This is a genomic window from Burkholderia sp. Bp8994 (assembly GCF_003853805.1).
GTDB lineage: Bacteria > Pseudomonadota > Gammaproteobacteria > Burkholderiales > Burkholderiaceae > Burkholderia.
Window position 1 is genome coordinate 138,963 of record NZ_QTQH01000004.1, and the last position, 14,557, is coordinate 153,519.

16 protein-coding genes and 1 other RNA gene are annotated in these 14,557 nt (G+C 67.6%); 9 read left to right on the plus strand and 8 right to left on the minus strand.

What is annotated here, in order from left to right:
* Nucleotides 1-99 precede the first annotated feature (99 nt).
* The 3 genes from pyrC (at nucleotide 100) to rnpB (ending at nucleotide 2,463) form a co-directional block, all read left to right on the plus strand.
* Nucleotides 100-1,164, plus strand: coding sequence for a dihydroorotase (pyrC, locus tag DIE04_RS05555; protein ID WP_044848289.1), 1,065 nt, complete (start codon nucleotides 100-102; stop codon nucleotides 1,162-1,164).
* Nucleotides 1,161-2,039: a DUF3025 domain-containing protein gene (locus DIE04_RS05560; protein ID WP_124519967.1), complete on the plus strand. Its 879-nt coding sequence runs from the start codon at nucleotides 1,161-1,163 to the stop codon at nucleotides 2,037-2,039. Before pyrC ends, DIE04_RS05560 begins: the two co-directional genes overlap by 4 nt.
* Before the next feature lie 12 nt (nucleotides 2,040-2,051).
* Nucleotides 2,052-2,463, plus strand: an RNA gene (gene rnpB / locus DIE04_RS05565) — RNase P RNA component class A.
* Between the two features lie 69 nt (nucleotides 2,464-2,532).
* Here the strand turns inward: rnpB and DIE04_RS05570 are convergent.
* Nucleotides 2,533-2,997 carry an OsmC family protein gene (locus DIE04_RS05570; RefSeq protein WP_072465471.1) on the minus strand — a complete coding sequence of 155 codons (465 nt, stop codon included), beginning with the start codon at nucleotides 2,995-2,997 and terminating at the stop codon, nucleotides 2,533-2,535.
* Between the two features lie 436 nt (nucleotides 2,998-3,433).
* A complete protein-coding gene (locus DIE04_RS05580) occupies nucleotides 3,434-3,739 on the minus strand; it encodes a DUF1090 family protein (protein WP_124487992.1) in 306 nt (101 codons plus the stop codon).
* Between the two features lie 311 nt (nucleotides 3,740-4,050).
* On the opposite strand from DIE04_RS05580, the gene rplM reads away from it, so the two are divergent.
* From rplM to erpA, 3 genes are all read left to right on the plus strand, one after another.
* Nucleotides 4,051-4,479 (plus strand): 50S ribosomal protein L13, encoded by a 429-nt coding sequence (gene rplM, locus DIE04_RS05585; protein WP_009687896.1) that lies wholly within the window; start codon nucleotides 4,051-4,053, stop codon nucleotides 4,477-4,479.
* An 11-nt stretch (nucleotides 4,480-4,490) separates the two neighbouring features.
* Nucleotides 4,491-4,883, plus strand: a complete 393-nt coding sequence (gene rpsI, locus DIE04_RS05590) for a 30S ribosomal protein S9 (RefSeq protein WP_011883283.1) — start codon at nucleotides 4,491-4,493, stop codon at nucleotides 4,881-4,883.
* Nucleotides 4,884-5,090: 207 nt separating this feature from the next.
* Nucleotides 5,091-5,462 carry an iron-sulfur cluster insertion protein ErpA gene (gene erpA / locus DIE04_RS05595; RefSeq protein WP_006401687.1) on the plus strand — a complete coding sequence of 124 codons (372 nt, stop codon included), beginning with the start codon at nucleotides 5,091-5,093 and terminating at the stop codon, nucleotides 5,460-5,462.
* Between the two features lie 158 nt (nucleotides 5,463-5,620).
* Here the strand turns inward: erpA and DIE04_RS05600 are convergent, their stop codons facing one another.
* Nucleotides 5,621-6,769: an anhydro-N-acetylmuramic acid kinase gene (locus tag DIE04_RS05600; protein ID WP_124487991.1), complete on the minus strand. Its 1,149-nt coding sequence runs from the start codon at nucleotides 6,767-6,769 to the stop codon at nucleotides 5,621-5,623.
* A gap of 142 nt (nucleotides 6,770-6,911) precedes the next feature.
* Between DIE04_RS05600 and tyrS the strand changes: the two genes are divergently transcribed.
* Genes tyrS through DIE04_RS05615 form a run of 3 tightly spaced genes read left to right on the plus strand, consistent with a single transcriptional unit; the run spans nucleotide 6,912 to nucleotide 9,294 of the window.
* Nucleotides 6,912-8,153: a tyrosine--tRNA ligase gene (gene tyrS / locus DIE04_RS05605; RefSeq protein WP_044848285.1), complete on the plus strand. Its 1,242-nt coding sequence runs from the start codon at nucleotides 6,912-6,914 to the stop codon at nucleotides 8,151-8,153.
* Nucleotides 8,150-8,608: a D-aminoacyl-tRNA deacylase gene (gene dtd / locus DIE04_RS05610; protein ID WP_124487990.1), complete on the plus strand. Its 459-nt coding sequence runs from the start codon at nucleotides 8,150-8,152 to the stop codon at nucleotides 8,606-8,608. Before tyrS ends, dtd begins: the two co-directional genes overlap by 4 nt.
* 23 nt (nucleotides 8,609-8,631) lie before the next feature.
* Nucleotides 8,632-9,294 (plus strand): histidine phosphatase family protein, encoded by a 663-nt coding sequence (locus DIE04_RS05615; RefSeq protein ID WP_124487989.1) that lies wholly within the window; start codon nucleotides 8,632-8,634, stop codon nucleotides 9,292-9,294.
* Nucleotides 9,295-9,334: 40 nt separating this feature from the next.
* Here the strand turns inward: DIE04_RS05615 and DIE04_RS05620 are convergent, their stop codons facing one another.
* From DIE04_RS05620 to purH, 5 genes are all read right to left on the minus strand, one after another.
* Nucleotides 9,335-10,288 carry an oxygenase MpaB family protein gene (locus DIE04_RS05620; RefSeq protein WP_044848283.1) on the minus strand — a complete coding sequence of 318 codons (954 nt, stop codon included), beginning with the start codon at nucleotides 10,286-10,288 and terminating at the stop codon, nucleotides 9,335-9,337.
* A gap of 24 nt (nucleotides 10,289-10,312) precedes the next feature.
* A complete protein-coding gene (gene ruvB, locus DIE04_RS05625) occupies nucleotides 10,313-11,380 on the minus strand; it encodes a Holliday junction branch migration DNA helicase RuvB (RefSeq protein WP_044848282.1) in 1,068 nt (355 codons plus the stop codon).
* A gap of 108 nt (nucleotides 11,381-11,488) precedes the next feature.
* On the minus strand, nucleotides 11,489-12,070 hold the full coding sequence (gene ruvA, locus DIE04_RS05630; protein ID WP_044848281.1) for a Holliday junction branch migration protein RuvA: 582 nt from the start codon (nucleotides 12,068-12,070) through the stop codon (nucleotides 11,489-11,491).
* Nucleotides 12,071-12,256: 186 nt separating this feature from the next.
* Nucleotides 12,257-12,799 (minus strand): crossover junction endodeoxyribonuclease RuvC, encoded by a 543-nt coding sequence (gene ruvC / locus DIE04_RS05635; RefSeq protein WP_044848280.1) that lies wholly within the window; start codon nucleotides 12,797-12,799, stop codon nucleotides 12,257-12,259.
* Nucleotides 12,800-12,950: 151 nt separating this feature from the next.
* Nucleotides 12,951-14,516 (minus strand): bifunctional phosphoribosylaminoimidazolecarboxamide formyltransferase/IMP cyclohydrolase, encoded by a 1,566-nt coding sequence (purH, locus tag DIE04_RS05640; protein WP_044848279.1) that lies wholly within the window; start codon nucleotides 14,514-14,516, stop codon nucleotides 12,951-12,953.
* Nucleotides 14,517-14,557 lie beyond the last annotated feature (41 nt).

A 14,557-nucleotide genomic window follows, 5' to 3' on the forward strand; every position in this document is an offset into this window, starting at 1 on the left:
CGCCGGCCGAAGGCCCCGTGTTGCGGTTTGCCGTCAGTCGGCCCGCGCACGCGCGTTCCGGCCCCGCAGATGGCCAGCCCGTTCCTCACGACGCCTCCTATGACTGCCTCGAACGCTTCCTCTCCGGCGACGCTCACGCTCGCCCGTCCCGACGACCTGCACCTGCACCTGCGCGACGGCGACATGCTGGCCGCGGTGCTGCCGCACACGGCGCGCCAGTTCGCCCGCGCGATCGTCATGCCGAACCTGAAGCCGCCCGTCACGACCACCGCGCAAGCGCAGGCCTATCGCGAGCGAATCCTGGCCGCGCTGCCGGCGGGCATGGCGTTCGAGCCGCTGATGACGCTGTACCTGACCGACAACACGTCGCCCGACGAAATCCGCCGTGCGCGCGACAGCGGCTTCGTGCACGGCGTGAAGCTGTATCCGGCCGGCGCGACGACGAATTCCGACCACGGCGTCAGCGATCTCGCGAAGTGCGCGAAGACGCTCGAGGTCATGCAGGAAACCGGCATGCCGCTGCTCGTGCACGGCGAGGTGACCGACCCGGCGATCGACATGTTCGATCGCGAGAAGGTGTTCATCGACCGCGTGATGACGCCGCTGCGCCGCGATTTCCCCGGCCTGAAGGTGGTGTTCGAGCACATCACCACGAAGGACGCGGCCGACTACGTGCGCGACGCCGATGCGGCGCCGGGCCTGCTCGGCGCGACGATCACGCCGCAGCACATGCTGTACAGCCGCAACGCGCTGTTCGTCGGCGGGATCCGCCCGCATTACTACTGCCTGCCGGTGCTGAAGCGTGAAACGCACCGCGTCGCGCTCGTCGAAGCCGCGACGTCGGGCAACCCGCGCTTCTTCCTCGGCACCGACAGCGCGCCGCACGCACGCGACGCGAAGGAAACCGCGTGCGGCTGCGCGGGCTGCTACACGGCGCTGCACGCGCTCGAGCTGTATGCGGAAGCGTTCGACAAGGCGGGCGCGCTCGACAAGCTGGAAAATTTCGCGAGCCGCTTCGGCGCCGATTTCTACGGGCTGCCGCACAGCACCGAGACGATCACGCTGCGCCGCGAGACCTGGGAACTGCCGCGCGAGGTGTTCGCGGGCGATACGCCGGTCGTGCCGCTGCGCGCCGGCGAATCGATCGGCTGGAAGTTCGCGTGACCGGCACGCCGCCGCGCGCGGCCGGCCACGCGGCCGGCGGCGGCGCGGCGGCGTTCGCGCGGATCGACTGGTCCGCGCCGTGGCTCGCGCGTTACGCGGAACCGGGCCGCACGCTTCAGGCGGCCGCGCTCGTCGGCGAGGCCGCGCTGCTCGACGCACTGAACGGCGCGCTGCGCGGTGATGCCCGTGTCAGCGGCCGCGGCAAGCCGCTGCGCTTCGTGCCGCAGGCCGAGCTGCCGCCCGGCATCGCATACGAAACCCATATCGCCGACACCGGCGGCGTCCCGACCCGCCACAATCTTCACGACTTCTTCAATGCGCTCGTCTGGTTCGCGTATCCGCGCACCAAGGCTGCGCTGAACGCACGCCAGGCCGCGGCGATTGATGCCGCGGGCGGCGTCGGGCCGGTGCGCGGCACGCTGCGCGATGCGCTGACGCTGTTCGACGAAAATGCCGCGCTGTTCGTGACGGCCGACCGCGCGCTCGCCGATGCGCTGCGCGGCTTCAGCTGGCAGCAGCTGCTGGTGGCGGCGCGCGACGCGTGGGGCACGCGCTGCGAGGCGCGGCTCGTCGGCCATGCGCTGCTCGAGAAGCTCGTCGCGCCCTACAAGTCGTGCACCACGCACGCATGGATCGTCGAAGTGGGCGACGACTATTTTTCGTGGCCTGACGCGCAGCGTGCCGCGCATGTCGATGCGCGGATCGCCGGCGAGCTCGCGACCCGCGACCTGACGAGCCGCGATTTCGCGCCGCTGCCGGTGCTCGGCGTGCCTGGCTGGTGCGAAGCGAATGCCGCGCCCGCGTTCTACGACGATCCGGCGGTTTTCCGCAGCGGCCGCCGCTCGCGCGCTGCCGGCGGCGGCGCACAGTGCTAGAATGCGCGTCGCAAAGCAGGCCAGGCAGTCGCGGCCTCGCCGCCTTCGGGCAGGCGGGGGCGAGGAAAGTCCGGACTCCACAGGGCAGGGTGATGGCTAACGGCCATCCGTGGCGACACGCGGAACAGGGCAACAGAAAGCAAACCGCCGATGGCCCGGCGCAAGCCGGGATCAGGTAAGGGTGAAACGGTGCGGTAAGAGCGCACCGCGGCGACGGCGACGTTCGCCGGCACGGTAACCTCCACCCGGAGCAATTCCAAGTAGGCAGGCGCGCATTTTCGGATGCAGGACGGGGCCCCCGTCTCGTCTGCGGGTAGGAAGCTTGAGCGCGTCAGCAATGGCGCGCCTAGAGGAATGGCTGCCACGCGCCGCGCGCTTCGGCGTGCAGCGTGCACAGAATCCGGCTTATCGGCCTGCTTTGCCGTTCGAATGCGAAAGGGCCGGCGCTCCGTCAGGAGCGCCGGCCCTTTTTTCATGCGTGGCCGCCGTGCGTTCAGTCGGCGACGATGTCGAACGAATGCGTGAGTTCGGCGGTCTTCGCGATCATGATCGACGCGGAGCAGTACTTGTCGTGCGACAGGTTGATCGCGCGCTCGACCGTGGCCGGGTTCAGGTTGCGGCCGGTGACGGTGAAGTGGAAGTGGACCTTCGTGAACACTTTCGGATCTTCGCTCGCGCGTTCGGCCTTCAGCGTGACCGAGCAGCCGGTGACTTCCTGGCGGCTCTTCTTCAGGATCAGCACGACGTCGTACGCGGTGCAGCCGCCGGTACCGACCAGCACCATTTCCATCGGGCGCGGCGCGAGGTTGTGGCCGCCGCCTTCCGGCGCGCCGTCCATCGCGACGAGGTGCCCGCTCCCGGTCTGGGCGGAAAACGCCATGCCGTCCTGACCCATCCAGCTTACTTTGCATTCCATGCTTGCACTCCAGCGTTGCCTGATTCGGATTCGATCCGGCATTGTAGCCCGCAGCGCTTCGCTCGGCTGATGCGCTGCACGACGCGCCACACCATGCCGCCGCGTGCGGCGCGCGGCGGGGCGCCGAACGGCGATTTCCCTGCTGTCTTTAGGGGTTTTACTCTAGGCGTGGCGGGCTTCCGGCTGCGCGCTTTCTTGCCAGTTGATTGATTTTAAAAGGGAAAATCCAATCATCGCGTGAGGCTTACCGGATTCCGCATTATGGTGTTGGATTTCGTAATGCAAATTTTCTTGTGAAGTCGGCGACGCATTCGTATAATGAGCCTCATTGGTTGTCGCGCTGCGGCAACCTCCGCATGTCTCCTCCACCCTCCTCCTAAGGTGGATTAAGCCCGAACCAGCCGTTCGGGCTTTTTTTCGTCCCATGCAAGCATCGGTGCGCAGTTTGCGCGCGTCGATATCCGTCATTGACTCCCGTTTACGCCGGCCGCCGCGCGGCTGGCTGCGATGCCGCGCCGGGCGGCGTGTCCGTCGAACGGGCGGCAGGGGCCGGAACGTGTGCGGCCGATGCATGGCCATGACCACGCGCGCAGAAGTGGCGCACGCGTTCGCGCACCGCGCGCAGGCGGGCGATGCGATCTTCGGCATGGGCGTGGCGGGCGTCGGCGATGCGGGCGTCGAGAGCGTCGAGCTTGGCCTCGCAGCCGGCCCGGGCGGCGACGGCGGGCGCCGCGGCGGCCAGCAGCGCGGCCGCGAGAAAGGGCGTAAGTCGTTGTTTCATCATGCTTGTTTGTTGTTTTCCGTGATCGGCCGGTCTGGCGCGGCAAGGTCAGGTGCCGCGCGTCGATGGGTGCCGCCCCAGGCGCTCGGTTCGCCTGGTGTATCGGGGCACGACCGAATTTTGGCCCATTTCGGGCGCCGCCGGCACGGGGCGTGGATTCTCTTTGACCGCGCTGCGGTATTTCCTTTATAATTCAGGGCTTTTCCGCATTCATGCCCACGGAAAAAGAACAGGGAGAGCCTGCACCGCGCCTCGAAGCGCACACAGACAAGCAGGAAGAACACATCGGGCAAAGCATTTTTTTTGGATCGATCATGAAGACGTTTTCCGCAAAAGCCCATGAGGTGACGCGCGAATGGTACGTGATTGACGCGACGGATAAGGTTCTCGGCCGTGTTGCCAGCGAAGTGGCACGCCGTCTGCGCGGCAAGCACAAGCCTGAGTTCACCCCGCACGTCGACACTGGTGATTTCATCATCATCATCAACGCGAGCAAGTTGAAGGTCACGGGCAACAAGACTCTGGACAAGAAGTACTACCGTCACTCGGGCTACCCGGGCGGTATCTATGAAACGACGTTCGGCAAGATGCAAGAACGCTTCCCGGGCCGTGCGCTCGAGAAGGCGGTCAAGGGCATGCTGCCGAAGGGCCCGCTCGGCTACGCGATGATCAAGAAGCTGAAGGTCTACGCTGAAGCTACGCATCCGCATTCGGCTCAACAGCCGAAGGCGCTCGAGATCTAAGGGGAGCCCACATGATCGGTAACTGGAACTACGGTACGGGCCGCCGCAAGAGCGCAGTCGCACGTGTCTTCATCAAGGCTGGCAAGGGCGACATCATCGTCAACGGCAAGCCCATCGCCGACTACTTCTCGCGTGAAACGTCGCTGATGATCGTGCGTCAACCGCTGGAACTCACGAACCACGGCCAGACGTTCGACATCAAGGTCAACGTCAACGGCGGCGGCGAAACGGGTCAGGCAGGCGCAGTGCGTCACGGCATCACCCGCGCGCTGATCGACTACGATGCAACGCTGAAGCCGTCGCTGTCGAACGCAGGCTTCGTCACGCGCGATGCACGTGAAGTCGAGCGTAAGAAGGTTGGTCTGCGCAAGGCACGTCGCGCAAAGCAGTTCTCGAAGCGTTAATTCCGCTTCATGGCCGCGCCGCTTCCGGGCGGCGTCCGCCGGAAAAACCGCCAGTTTTCGCGCTGGCGGTTTTTTTATGCCCGCGCGGCGGCGCCCCGCGGGCAGTTTCCTTTACTGAAATCAACAAGAACCTATTGATTTCATGGACATCAGCACGATCTTCTGATCGGCCCTACAATAGCGGCTAAAGCTTTTTGGAGAGTTCGCATGAACGCTGTTACCGAATCCGCAGCAACGACCACCGAAATGCCGGCACCGTTCGTCTTCACCGACGCCGCGGCCGACAAGGTCAAGCAACTGATCGACGAAGAGGGCAATCCCGACCTGAAGCTGCGCGTGTTCGTGCAGGGTGGCGGCTGCTCGGGCTTCCAGTATGGCTTCACGTTCGACGAGGAAGTCAACGAGGACGACACCGTGATGAACAAGAACGGCGTCCAGCTTCTGATCGACTCGATGAGCTACCAGTACCTGGTCGGCGCCGAGATCGACTACAAGGACGACCTCAACGGTGCCCAGTTCGTGATCAAGAACCCGAACGCCACGACCACCTGTGGGTGCGGCTCGTCGTTCTCGGTCTGAACGCACGACGGATCCTGTCCGGTTCGCCGGAATGAAAAACGGGGCTTGATGCCCCGTTTTTTTGCGTCCGTTGTACGCGACGAACCGCGCGGGCGGCCTCTCGGCGCGTCCCGGACGCGCCGCATCGGGGCTCCCGCTCGTTTCGTCGTTTTCTCGTATCAGCGCGGATAAAGTGCGCCGAGCACGCGCTCGCCCGCGGCCCCCGTCACGCTCGCGAGATTGCCGGGCTGGCGCGCGGTGAAGCGGTACGCGAGCCACGCGAACGCGAGCGCCTCGACCTGCTGCGGCGGCACGCCGAGCGCGGCCGTCGTCTCCACCGTCGCCGGCACGCCGGCCTCGTGCAGTGCATGCCGGAGCGCATCGAGCAGCACCGGGTTGCGGGCGCCGCCGCCGCAGACGAACACGGCCTTGCAGCCGGCCGCGTGCCGGGCGATCTCGCGCGCGACCGAGACGGCGGTGAGTGCCGTCAGCGTCGCCTGCACGTCTTCCGGCGCGACCTGCGTGAACGCGGCGAGCTTCGCGTCGAGCCACGCGGGATTGAACAGGTCGCGGCCGGTGCTTTTCGGCGGCGGCGCGACGAAGTAGGGTTCGTCGAGCAGCGCGTCGAGCAGCGCCGCGTGCACGGTACCGCGCGCGGCGAACTTGCCGCCGTCGTCGTAGGGCTTGCCGAGATGGCGCGTCGCCCATTCGTCGAGCAACGCGTTCGCGGGCCCGCAGTCGAAGCCGCGCACGTCGCCGCCTTCGCCGGGCAGGATCGTGATGTTGCTGATGCCGCCGAGGTTGCAGACGACCCGCGTCTCGCCCGGCGCGCCGAACACCGTCGCGTGGAACGCCGGCGCGAGCGGCGCGCCGTGGCCGCCGGCCGCGACGTCGCGGCTGCGGAAATCGGCGATCACGTCGAGATGGGTGAGTTCGGCGAGCAGCGCCGGATTGTTGAGCTGGCGCGTGTAGCCGCGCTCGGGACGGTGCCGGACCGTCTGGCCGTGCACGCCGATCGCGCGGATCTCCTCGCGCGACAGGCCGGCCGTGCGCTGCAGCTCGTGACAGCACACCGCATAGCGCGCGACGAGCGCATTCGCCGCGACCGATTCGCGGTCGATCTCGTTGTCGCCGGGCTGCTGCAGCGCGAACAGCGCGTCGCGCAGCGATTGGGCGAAGCCGACGAACGCTTCCGCGAGCACGACCGGCGCGCGGCCGGTCTCGAAACGCACGGCGACGCCGTCGACGCCGTCCATGCTGGTTCCCGACATCAGCCCGAAGTAGATGCCGTCGGCCGGATGGGCGGGTTGCGGATGTCGTTGCGGCACGTTGGGTCCTCCTGGATCGAGCGGCGCGGGCCGGTGCCACGCGCCTTGCGCCCGATTATCCGCGCAACCTGACGCGTCGTTAAGCGATGCACGCGCAAGTTATGGGAAAATCCCTGTCTTTGCGACATTCTTCCTGGCCCCGATGAGCACCGAACCCAGTTCCAAGCCTGTTTTCCCGATCACCGACGAAGTCCGCCATGCGCTCGCCGTCACGAAGCGCGGCGTCGACGAACTGCTGATCGAGGAAGAGTTCGCGCAGAAGCTCGCGCGCAGCGCGGCCACCGGCACGCCGTTGCGCATCAAGCTCGGCCTCGACCCGACCGCACCCGACATCCACATCGGCCATACGGTCGTGCTGAACAAGATGCGTCAGCTGCAGGACCTCGGCCACACGGTGATCTTCCTGATCGGCGATTTCACGTCGCTGATCGGCGACCCGTCGGGCCGCAACGCGACGCGCCCGCCGCTCACGCGCGAGCAGATCGAATCGAACGCGAAGACCTACTTCGAGCAGGCTGCGCTCGTGCTCGACCGCGCCAAGACCGAGATCCGCTACAACAGCGAATGGTCGATGCCGCTCGGCGCGGACGGGATGATCAAGCTCGCGTCGCGCTACACGGTCGCGCGGATCCTCGAGCGCGAGGATTTCACGAAGCGCTTCCAGGGCGGCGTGCCGATCTCGATCCACGAATTCCTGTACCCGCTGATGCAGGGCTACGACTCGGTCGCGCTGAACGCCGACCTCGAGCTCGGTGGCACCGACCAGAAGTTCAACCTGCTGGTCGGCCGCGAACTGCAGAAGCAGTACGGCCAGGAACAGCAGTGCATTCTCACGATGCCGCTGCTCGAAGGCCTCGACGGCGTCGAGAAGATGTCGAAGTCGAAGGGCAACTACGTCGGCATCAGCGAGAAGCCGACCGACATGTTCGGCAAGCTGATGAGCATCTCGGACACGCTGATGTGGCGTTACTTCGAGCTGCTGTCGTTCCGCAGCATCGAAGAAATCGCGGGCTTCAAGCGCGACGCCGAAGGCGGCCGCAACCCGCGCGACTTCAAGGTGCTGCTCGCGCAGGAAATCGTCGCGCGCTTCCACTCGCAGGCCGATGCCGAGCGTGCGCTGGAGGACTTCAACCACCGCGCGAAGGGCGGCGTGCCGGACGACATCCCGTCGGTCACGCTCGCGGGCGCGCCGCTCGCGATCGGCCAGCTGCTGAAGCAGGCGGGCCTCGTGCCGTCGACGAGCGAAGCGCTGCGCAACATCGAGCAGGGCGGCGTGAAGATCGACGGCGCGACCGTCTCCGACAAGGGACTGAAGGTCGAGGCCGGCGAGTTCGTCGTCCAGGTCGGCAAGCGCCGCTTCGCGCGCGTCACGCTGACCGCATGATCGCGCTGATCCAGCGCGTGAAGCGCGCCGACGTGCGCGTCGGCGACCGTACGACGGGCGAGATCGGCGCAGGGCTGCTCGCGCTCGTCTGCGCGGAGCGTGGCGACACCGAGGCCGCGGCCGACAAGCTGCTCGCGAAGCTGCTCGGCTATCGCGTGTTCAGCGATGCCGCGGGCAAGATGAACCTGCCGGTGTCGAACATCGACGGCGCGGGCTGCGCCGGCGGCCTGCTGCTCGTGTCGCAGTTCACGCTCGCGGCCGATACCAACAGCGGGCTGCGGCCGAGCTTCACGCCGGCCGCGCCGCCCGACGAAGGCGCGCGCCTGTTCGACTATTTCGTCGCGGCCGCGCGCGAGCGTCATCCGGTCGTCGAGACGGGCGAGTTCGGCGCCGACATGCAGGTGTCGCTCGTCAACGACGGCCCCGTGACGTTCTGGCTGCAAGTGCGGCCCTGATTCATTCCCGGAGACGCGCCGCGATGGCCACCACGCAGATTCTCTTCATTCGCCATGGCGAGACGGCCTGGAACCGCATCAAGCGCATCCAGGGCCATATCGACATTCCACTGGCCGACACGGGGCTCGCGCAGGCGCAGCGGCTGGCCGTCCGGCTCGCGCGGGACGCGCGCGAAGGACAGCGGATCGACGCGATCTATTCGAGCGACCTGATGCGCGCGCAACAAACCGCGCAACCCTTTGCCGATGCGCTCGGGCTGCCGCTGCAGTTGCGCGAAGGGCTGCGCGAACGCGCGTACGGCGTGTTCCAGGGGCATGACAGCACCGAGATCGAGACGCTGTTTCCGGACGCCTACGCCGCGTGGCAGACGCGCGACCCGGGCTTCGCGCCCGACGGCGGCGAGTCGCAGCGCGAGTTCTATCATCGCGTGCTGCATGCGCTCGAGCCGATCGTCGCCGCGCATCCGGGCGGCCGGATCGCGTGTGTTGCACACGGCGGCGTGCTCGACTGCGTGTACCGCTTCGCCAACGGTATCGACCTGTCGGCGCCGCGCAGCTATCAACTGCTCAACACGAGCATCAACGTCGTCGATTACGTCGATGGTCGCGCACAGGTCGTGCAATGGGCCGACGTGTCGCACCTCGACGCCGCGAGCGACGACGACGGGTATCGCAAGGTACTCTGATCCGGTCGTACCGGCTCCGCCCGGCGGAAGAATCAGATCGTCAGGCGGGCGGGGTGCCGTCGGGCGGTGTCGCGGTTGCGCGGCGGCGTGCGCGCTTCGACGCGCCGTTGACGAGCGCCCAGCGCAGCACGGGCGCGACTGCCCGCACACCGGGCCGGACCACCGCGCGTCGCAGCGGCGCGAACGTCGACACGTCGAGCATGCGCTGCGCCCAGGGCGGCAGCAGGTCGATTCCCGCATGCATGATCAGCGACGCGGCTGGCCGCAGCGCGGGCGTTGCGACCGGCACGTTCAACAGGATGTCCATGACCTCGAAGGTGTGCGGCCCGGCTTCGAGTTCGGGCTGCATGCGCGCGAAATAGGCCGCTACCTCGGCGCGTGAACGGGGCACATCCCGGGCGCCGAGCAACTCCGCGATCAATGCCGTTTCCGCGTAGTAGCCGTCCTGCAGCTCGCCCGACAGCGACGGATTCACATAGCGCAAATGCGCGGCGAGGAAGCTCGAAACTTCCGCGACATGCACCCACGTCAGCAACGCCGGATCGTCGGCTCGATACGGCCGGCCGTCGGGCGCAGTGCCCGATATGCGCGCGTGGATCGTTTTCACGCGCTCGATGAGCGCGAGTGCGTCCGCGCGGCTGCCGAACGTCGTGCCCGTGATGAACGTGGCGGTGCGCCGCAAGCGGCCGAGGATGTCGGTGCGAAACGACGAGTGATCCCAGACGCCCGCGAGCGCGAGCGGATGGAGCGCCTGCAGCAGTAGCGCGGCAATGCCGCCCGTCATCATCGACGTGAAATCGGCATGCACGCGCCAGCAGATCGCGTCGGGGCCGAACAGCCCCGGGTCTCCGGGCGGCGACGAGAGATCGATCGACGGACCGCCGCCGCCCGTCGTCAGGTGCGTGATGCCGGCCACGAGCCGCTTGCGGATCGGTTCGACCCAGCGCGGGCCCGGTGTGGGCGGGGCGGGGTGCGGGCTGGGCGGCGTGGTCATGGCGAGCTTGGCGCGGGCAGCGGGTTACTTCCCGTCGGCGGTATCCCACATCCCGCGTTCGGGGTTGCCGGCGTCGGGCGCGGAGAGCCCGAAGTGGCGGTACGTGAGCAGCGTCGCGACGCGCCCGCGCGGCGTGCGCTGCAGGAAGCCCTGCTGGATCAGGTACGGTTCGAGTACGTCCTCGATCGTGTCGCGCTCCTCGCCGATCGCAGCCGCGAGGTTGTCGATGCCGACCGGGCCGCCGTCGAACTTGTGCAGGATCGCCTCGAGCAGCTTGCGGTCCATCAGGTCGAAGCCGACCGGGTCGACGTCGAGCATCGCGAGCGCGGCGTCGGCGACGGCCGCGGTGATCTGGCCGTCGGCCTTCACTTCCGCATAGTCGCGCACGCGGCGCAGCAGCCGGTTCGCGATCCGCGGCGTGCCGCGCGAGCGCTTCGCGATCTCCAGCGCGCCGTTCGGATCGATCTGCGCGTTCAGCAGCGACGCCGAGCGCCGCACGATGCGCGACAATTGCTCGGCATCGTAGAACTCGAGGCGCGCGACGATCCCGAAGCGATCGCGCAACGGGTTGGTCAGCATCCCCGCACGCGTGGTCGCGCCGACCAGCGTGAACGGCTGCAGGTCGAGCTTCACGCTGCGCGCGGCCGGCCCTTCGCCGATCATGATGTCGATCTGGTAATCCTCGAGCGCCGGATACAGGATTTCCTCGACGACCGGCGACAGCCGGTGGATCTCGTCGATGAACAGCACGTCGTTCGCTTCAAGGTTGGTCAGCAGCGCGGCGAGATCGCCCGCGCGTTCGAGCACGGGGCCCGACGTCTGGCGCAGGTTCACGCCCATCTCGCGCGCGATGATGTGCGCGAGGGTGGTCTTGCCGAGGCCGGGCGGCCCGAACAGCAGCACGTGGTCGAGCGGCTCGGCGCGGCGCTTCGCGGCCTCGATGAAGATCTCGAGCTGGCCGCGCACCTTTTCCTGGCCGACGTAGTCGTCGAGCTGGCGCGGCCGCAGCGCGCGTTCGAACACCTCCTCGTGCGACGAGGCGGGCGTGGCGGCGATGATCCGCTCGGCGGCGAGTTTGTCGGTTTCAATCATGCGGCCATTGTACCGCGCGCCGTCGCGCGGCCGAACTGGCCGAACGGCCGACTGGCGCGTGCCGCGCGACGGCGCGACACTGGCTCCGACAGCCGGCTCGGGCGGCCGTTACACCTTCGACAGTGCCTTGAGCGCGAGTTTGATGCCTTCGGACACGCCGGTGCCGGCCGGCACGTTCTTGATCGCGGCGAGGCCTTCCTTTTCCGAATAGCCGAGCGCGAGCAGCGCGTTGAGGATGTCGGTCGCGTGGTCGGACTGGGACGCGGCGCCGGCGAGTGCGCCGAGGTCCGCGCCGAGCTTGCCCTTCAGCTCGAGCAGCAGGCGCTCGGCGGTCTTCTTGCCGATGCCGGGCAGGCGCGTGAGGCGCGCGGCGTCCTGCATCGTCACCGCCTGCGCGAGCTCCTGCACGCTCATGCCGGACAGCACGGCCAGCGCCATGCGCGCGCCGATGCCGGTGATCTTCAGCAGTTCGCGGAAGGTCGTGCGCTCCTGCGGCGTCAGGAAGCCGTACAGCAGGTGCGCGTCCTCGCGCACGATCTGCTGCGTGAGCAGCACGACGCGCTCGCCCGTTTGCGGCAGGTTGTAGAAGGTGCTCATCGGCACGTCGATTTCGTAACCGACGCCGTTGCAGTCGACGAGCAGGTGAGGCGGATTCTTTTCGAGCAGGATGCCGGCGATGCGACCGATCATGGATGGCGGGATGCGAGGAAGAAAGCGCGAGTGTAGCGCAGGTGCGGCGCGATGCCGATGGGTTGGCCGTCAGGTCGGGGCGCCGCGCGACGCGGGGCGATCAGGCAGGCAGGCAGGACGGTGGCAGGCGCAATGCGCGCGACTCGGGTAGCCGCGCGCCGCGCCGAGGGGATGCGTGCCGTCGCGTCAGCCGACGAGCCGTCCGCGCCGCACGCGCAGCCCCCTTTTCGCGAGCGCCGGCGCGAGGCCGCCGATCGTGCCGAGCGTATTGCCGCTGTGCGCGTGGCAGATCGCCATCCCGAGCGCGTCGGCCGCGTCGCTGCCGGGCTGGCCGGTCAGGTTGAGCAGTCTCGTGACCATCTCCTGCATCTGCGACTTGGTCGCGCGGCCGTAACCGACGACCGCCTGCTTCAGTTGCAGCGCGGTGTATTCCGCCACCGGCAGGCCGCCGGAGACGAGCCCGCAGATCGCGGCACCGCGCGCCTGGCCGAGCAGCAGCGTCGACTGCGGGTTCACGTTCACGAACACCTGTTCGATCGCGGCCTGGTCGGGCGCGTGTTCGCGCACGAGCGTCGATACGCCCTGGAAGATCGTGCCGAGCCGGGTAGCCAGGTCAGCCGTAGGCGTGCGGATCACGCCGCTTGCGACATAGGCGAGCCGGTGGCCGCTGACGTCGATGACGCCGAAGCCGGTGACGCGCAGGCCGGGGTCGATGCCGAGAATTCGCATGAGTGAGGAGAAAAACCTGATGCCGCGATACTACAACGAATGGTGCGCGGGGCCGGCCGCGTGGCTGCGTGCGCCGGCGCCGCGCAATAAAAAACCCGGCGGGTATGATGCCGCCGGGTTTTCGTGCGGCGGCCGCGCGGGCCGCGTGCGATCAGTGACGGAAGTGGCGCACGCCCGTCAGGATCATTGCGATGCCGTGCTCGTCGGCCGCCGCGATCACTTCGTCGTCGCGCATCGAGCCGCCCGGCTGGATCACGCAGGTCGCGCCTGCCGCCACGACGACGTCGAGACCGTCGCGGAACGGGAAGAACGCATCCGACGCGACGGCCGAACCGGCCAGCGTGAGGCCCGCGTTCTGCGCCTTGATGCTCGCGATGCGTGCCGAATCGACGCGGCTCATCTGGCCTGCGCCGACGCCGAGCGTCATGCCGTTGCCGCAGAACACGATCGCGTTCGACTTCACGTACTTCGCGACGCGCCATGCGAACAGCAGGTCGTCCATTTCCTTCGCGGTCGGTTGACGCTTCGTGACGACGCGCAGCTCGCTCGGCTGCACGTTCTTCGAATCGAGCGACTGCACGAGCAGGCCGCCGCCCACGCGCTTCAGGTCGAACGCGTTATGGCCGTCGCCGAGCGCGATTTCGAGCAGGCGCACGTTCTGCTTCGCGGCGAACACCTGCTTCGCGGCGTCCGTGAACGACGGCGCGATCAGCACTTCGACGAACTGCTTGGCCACCGCCTGCGCGGCCGTCTCGTCGACTTCGCGGTTGAACGCGATGATGCCGCCGAACGCCGACGTCGGGTCGGTCTGGAATGCCTTCGCGTACGCGTCGGCCGAATCGTTGCCGACCGCGACGCCGCACGGGTTCGCGTGCTTGATGATCACGCAGGCCGGCGCGTCGAACGTCTTCACGCATTCCCACGCCGCGTCCGAATCCGCGATGTTGTTGTACGACAGTTCCTTGCCCTGCAGCTGGCGGTAGTTCGCCAGTGCGCCGGCCGGCGCCGCGAGGTCGCGGTAGAACGCCGCGCTCTGGTGCGGGTTCTCGCCGTAGCGCAGGTCCTGCACCTTGTCGAACGCCATGTTCAGCGTGGCCGGGTATGCGCTGCGCGATGCGTGCTGCAGCTCGTCGGTCAGGCTCGTCAGGTAGTTCGTGATCGCGCCGTCGTATTGCGCGGTGTGCGCGAACACCTTGGTCGCGAGGCGGAAGTTGGTCGCATAGCCGATCGCGTTGCCGTTCGCCTTCATTTCATCGAGCACGACCGCGTAATCGGCCGGGTCGACGACGACCGTCACGTCGCGGTGGTTCTTCGCGGCCGAGCGCAGCATCGTCGGGCCGCCGATGTCGATGTTCTCGATCGCGTCGGCGAGCGTGCAGTCGTCCTTCGCGATCGTCGCGACGAACGGGTACAGGTTCACGACCAGCAGGTCGATCGTCGGGATGCCGTGCTGCTCCAGCGCCTGCATGTGCTCGGGCAGGTCGCGGCGGGCGAGGATGCCGCCGTGCACCTTCGGGTGGAGCGTCTTCACGCGCCCATCGAGCATTTCCGGGAAGCCCGTGTAGTCAGCGACTTCGGTCACGGGCAGGCCCGCGTCGGCGAGGAGTTTCGCGGTGCCGCCGGTCGACAGGAGTTTGACGCCGAGGTCGGACAGCGACTTCGCGAAGTCGACGATGCCGGTCTTGTCGGAAACGGAAATGAGCGCTTGCTTGATCATGATGGAACCACCAATAGCCAGGGAAACGGGGACGGGACGGC

Coding starts and splice junctions, on each gene's coding strand:
- DIE04_RS05620 (WP_044848283.1), bottom strand. CDS start 10,288: ATGACCACGCCGCCCAGCCCGCACCCCGCCCCGCCCACACCGGGCCCG.
- DIE04_RS05615 (WP_124487989.1), top strand. CDS start 8,632: ATGGCCACCACGCAGATTCTCTTCATTCGCCATGGCGAGACGGCCTGG.
- pyrC (WP_044848289.1), top strand. CDS start 100: ATGACTGCCTCGAACGCTTCCTCTCCGGCGACGCTCACGCTCGCCCGT.
- rpsI (WP_011883283.1), top strand. CDS start 4,491: ATGATCGGTAACTGGAACTACGGTACGGGCCGCCGCAAGAGCGCAGTC.
- DIE04_RS05570 (WP_072465471.1), bottom strand. CDS start 2,997: ATGCCGGATCGAATCCGAATCAGGCAACGCTGGAGTGCAAGCATGGAA.
- ruvA (WP_044848281.1), bottom strand. CDS start 12,070: ATGATCGGTCGCATCGCCGGCATCCTGCTCGAAAAGAATCCGCCTCAC.
- dtd (WP_124487990.1), top strand. CDS start 8,150: ATGATCGCGCTGATCCAGCGCGTGAAGCGCGCCGACGTGCGCGTCGGC.
- erpA (WP_006401687.1), top strand. CDS start 5,091: ATGAACGCTGTTACCGAATCCGCAGCAACGACCACCGAAATGCCGGCA.
- tyrS (WP_044848285.1), top strand. CDS start 6,912: ATGAGCACCGAACCCAGTTCCAAGCCTGTTTTCCCGATCACCGACGAA.
- ruvC (WP_044848280.1), bottom strand. CDS start 12,799: ATGCGAATTCTCGGCATCGACCCCGGCCTGCGCGTCACCGGCTTCGGC.
- DIE04_RS05580 (WP_124487992.1), bottom strand. CDS start 3,739: ATGATGAAACAACGACTTACGCCCTTTCTCGCGGCCGCGCTGCTGGCC.
- ruvB (WP_044848282.1), bottom strand. CDS start 11,380: ATGATTGAAACCGACAAACTCGCCGCCGAGCGGATCATCGCCGCCACG.
- rplM (WP_009687896.1), top strand. CDS start 4,051: ATGAAGACGTTTTCCGCAAAAGCCCATGAGGTGACGCGCGAATGGTAC.
- purH (WP_044848279.1), bottom strand. CDS start 14,516: ATGATCAAGCAAGCGCTCATTTCCGTTTCCGACAAGACCGGCATCGTC.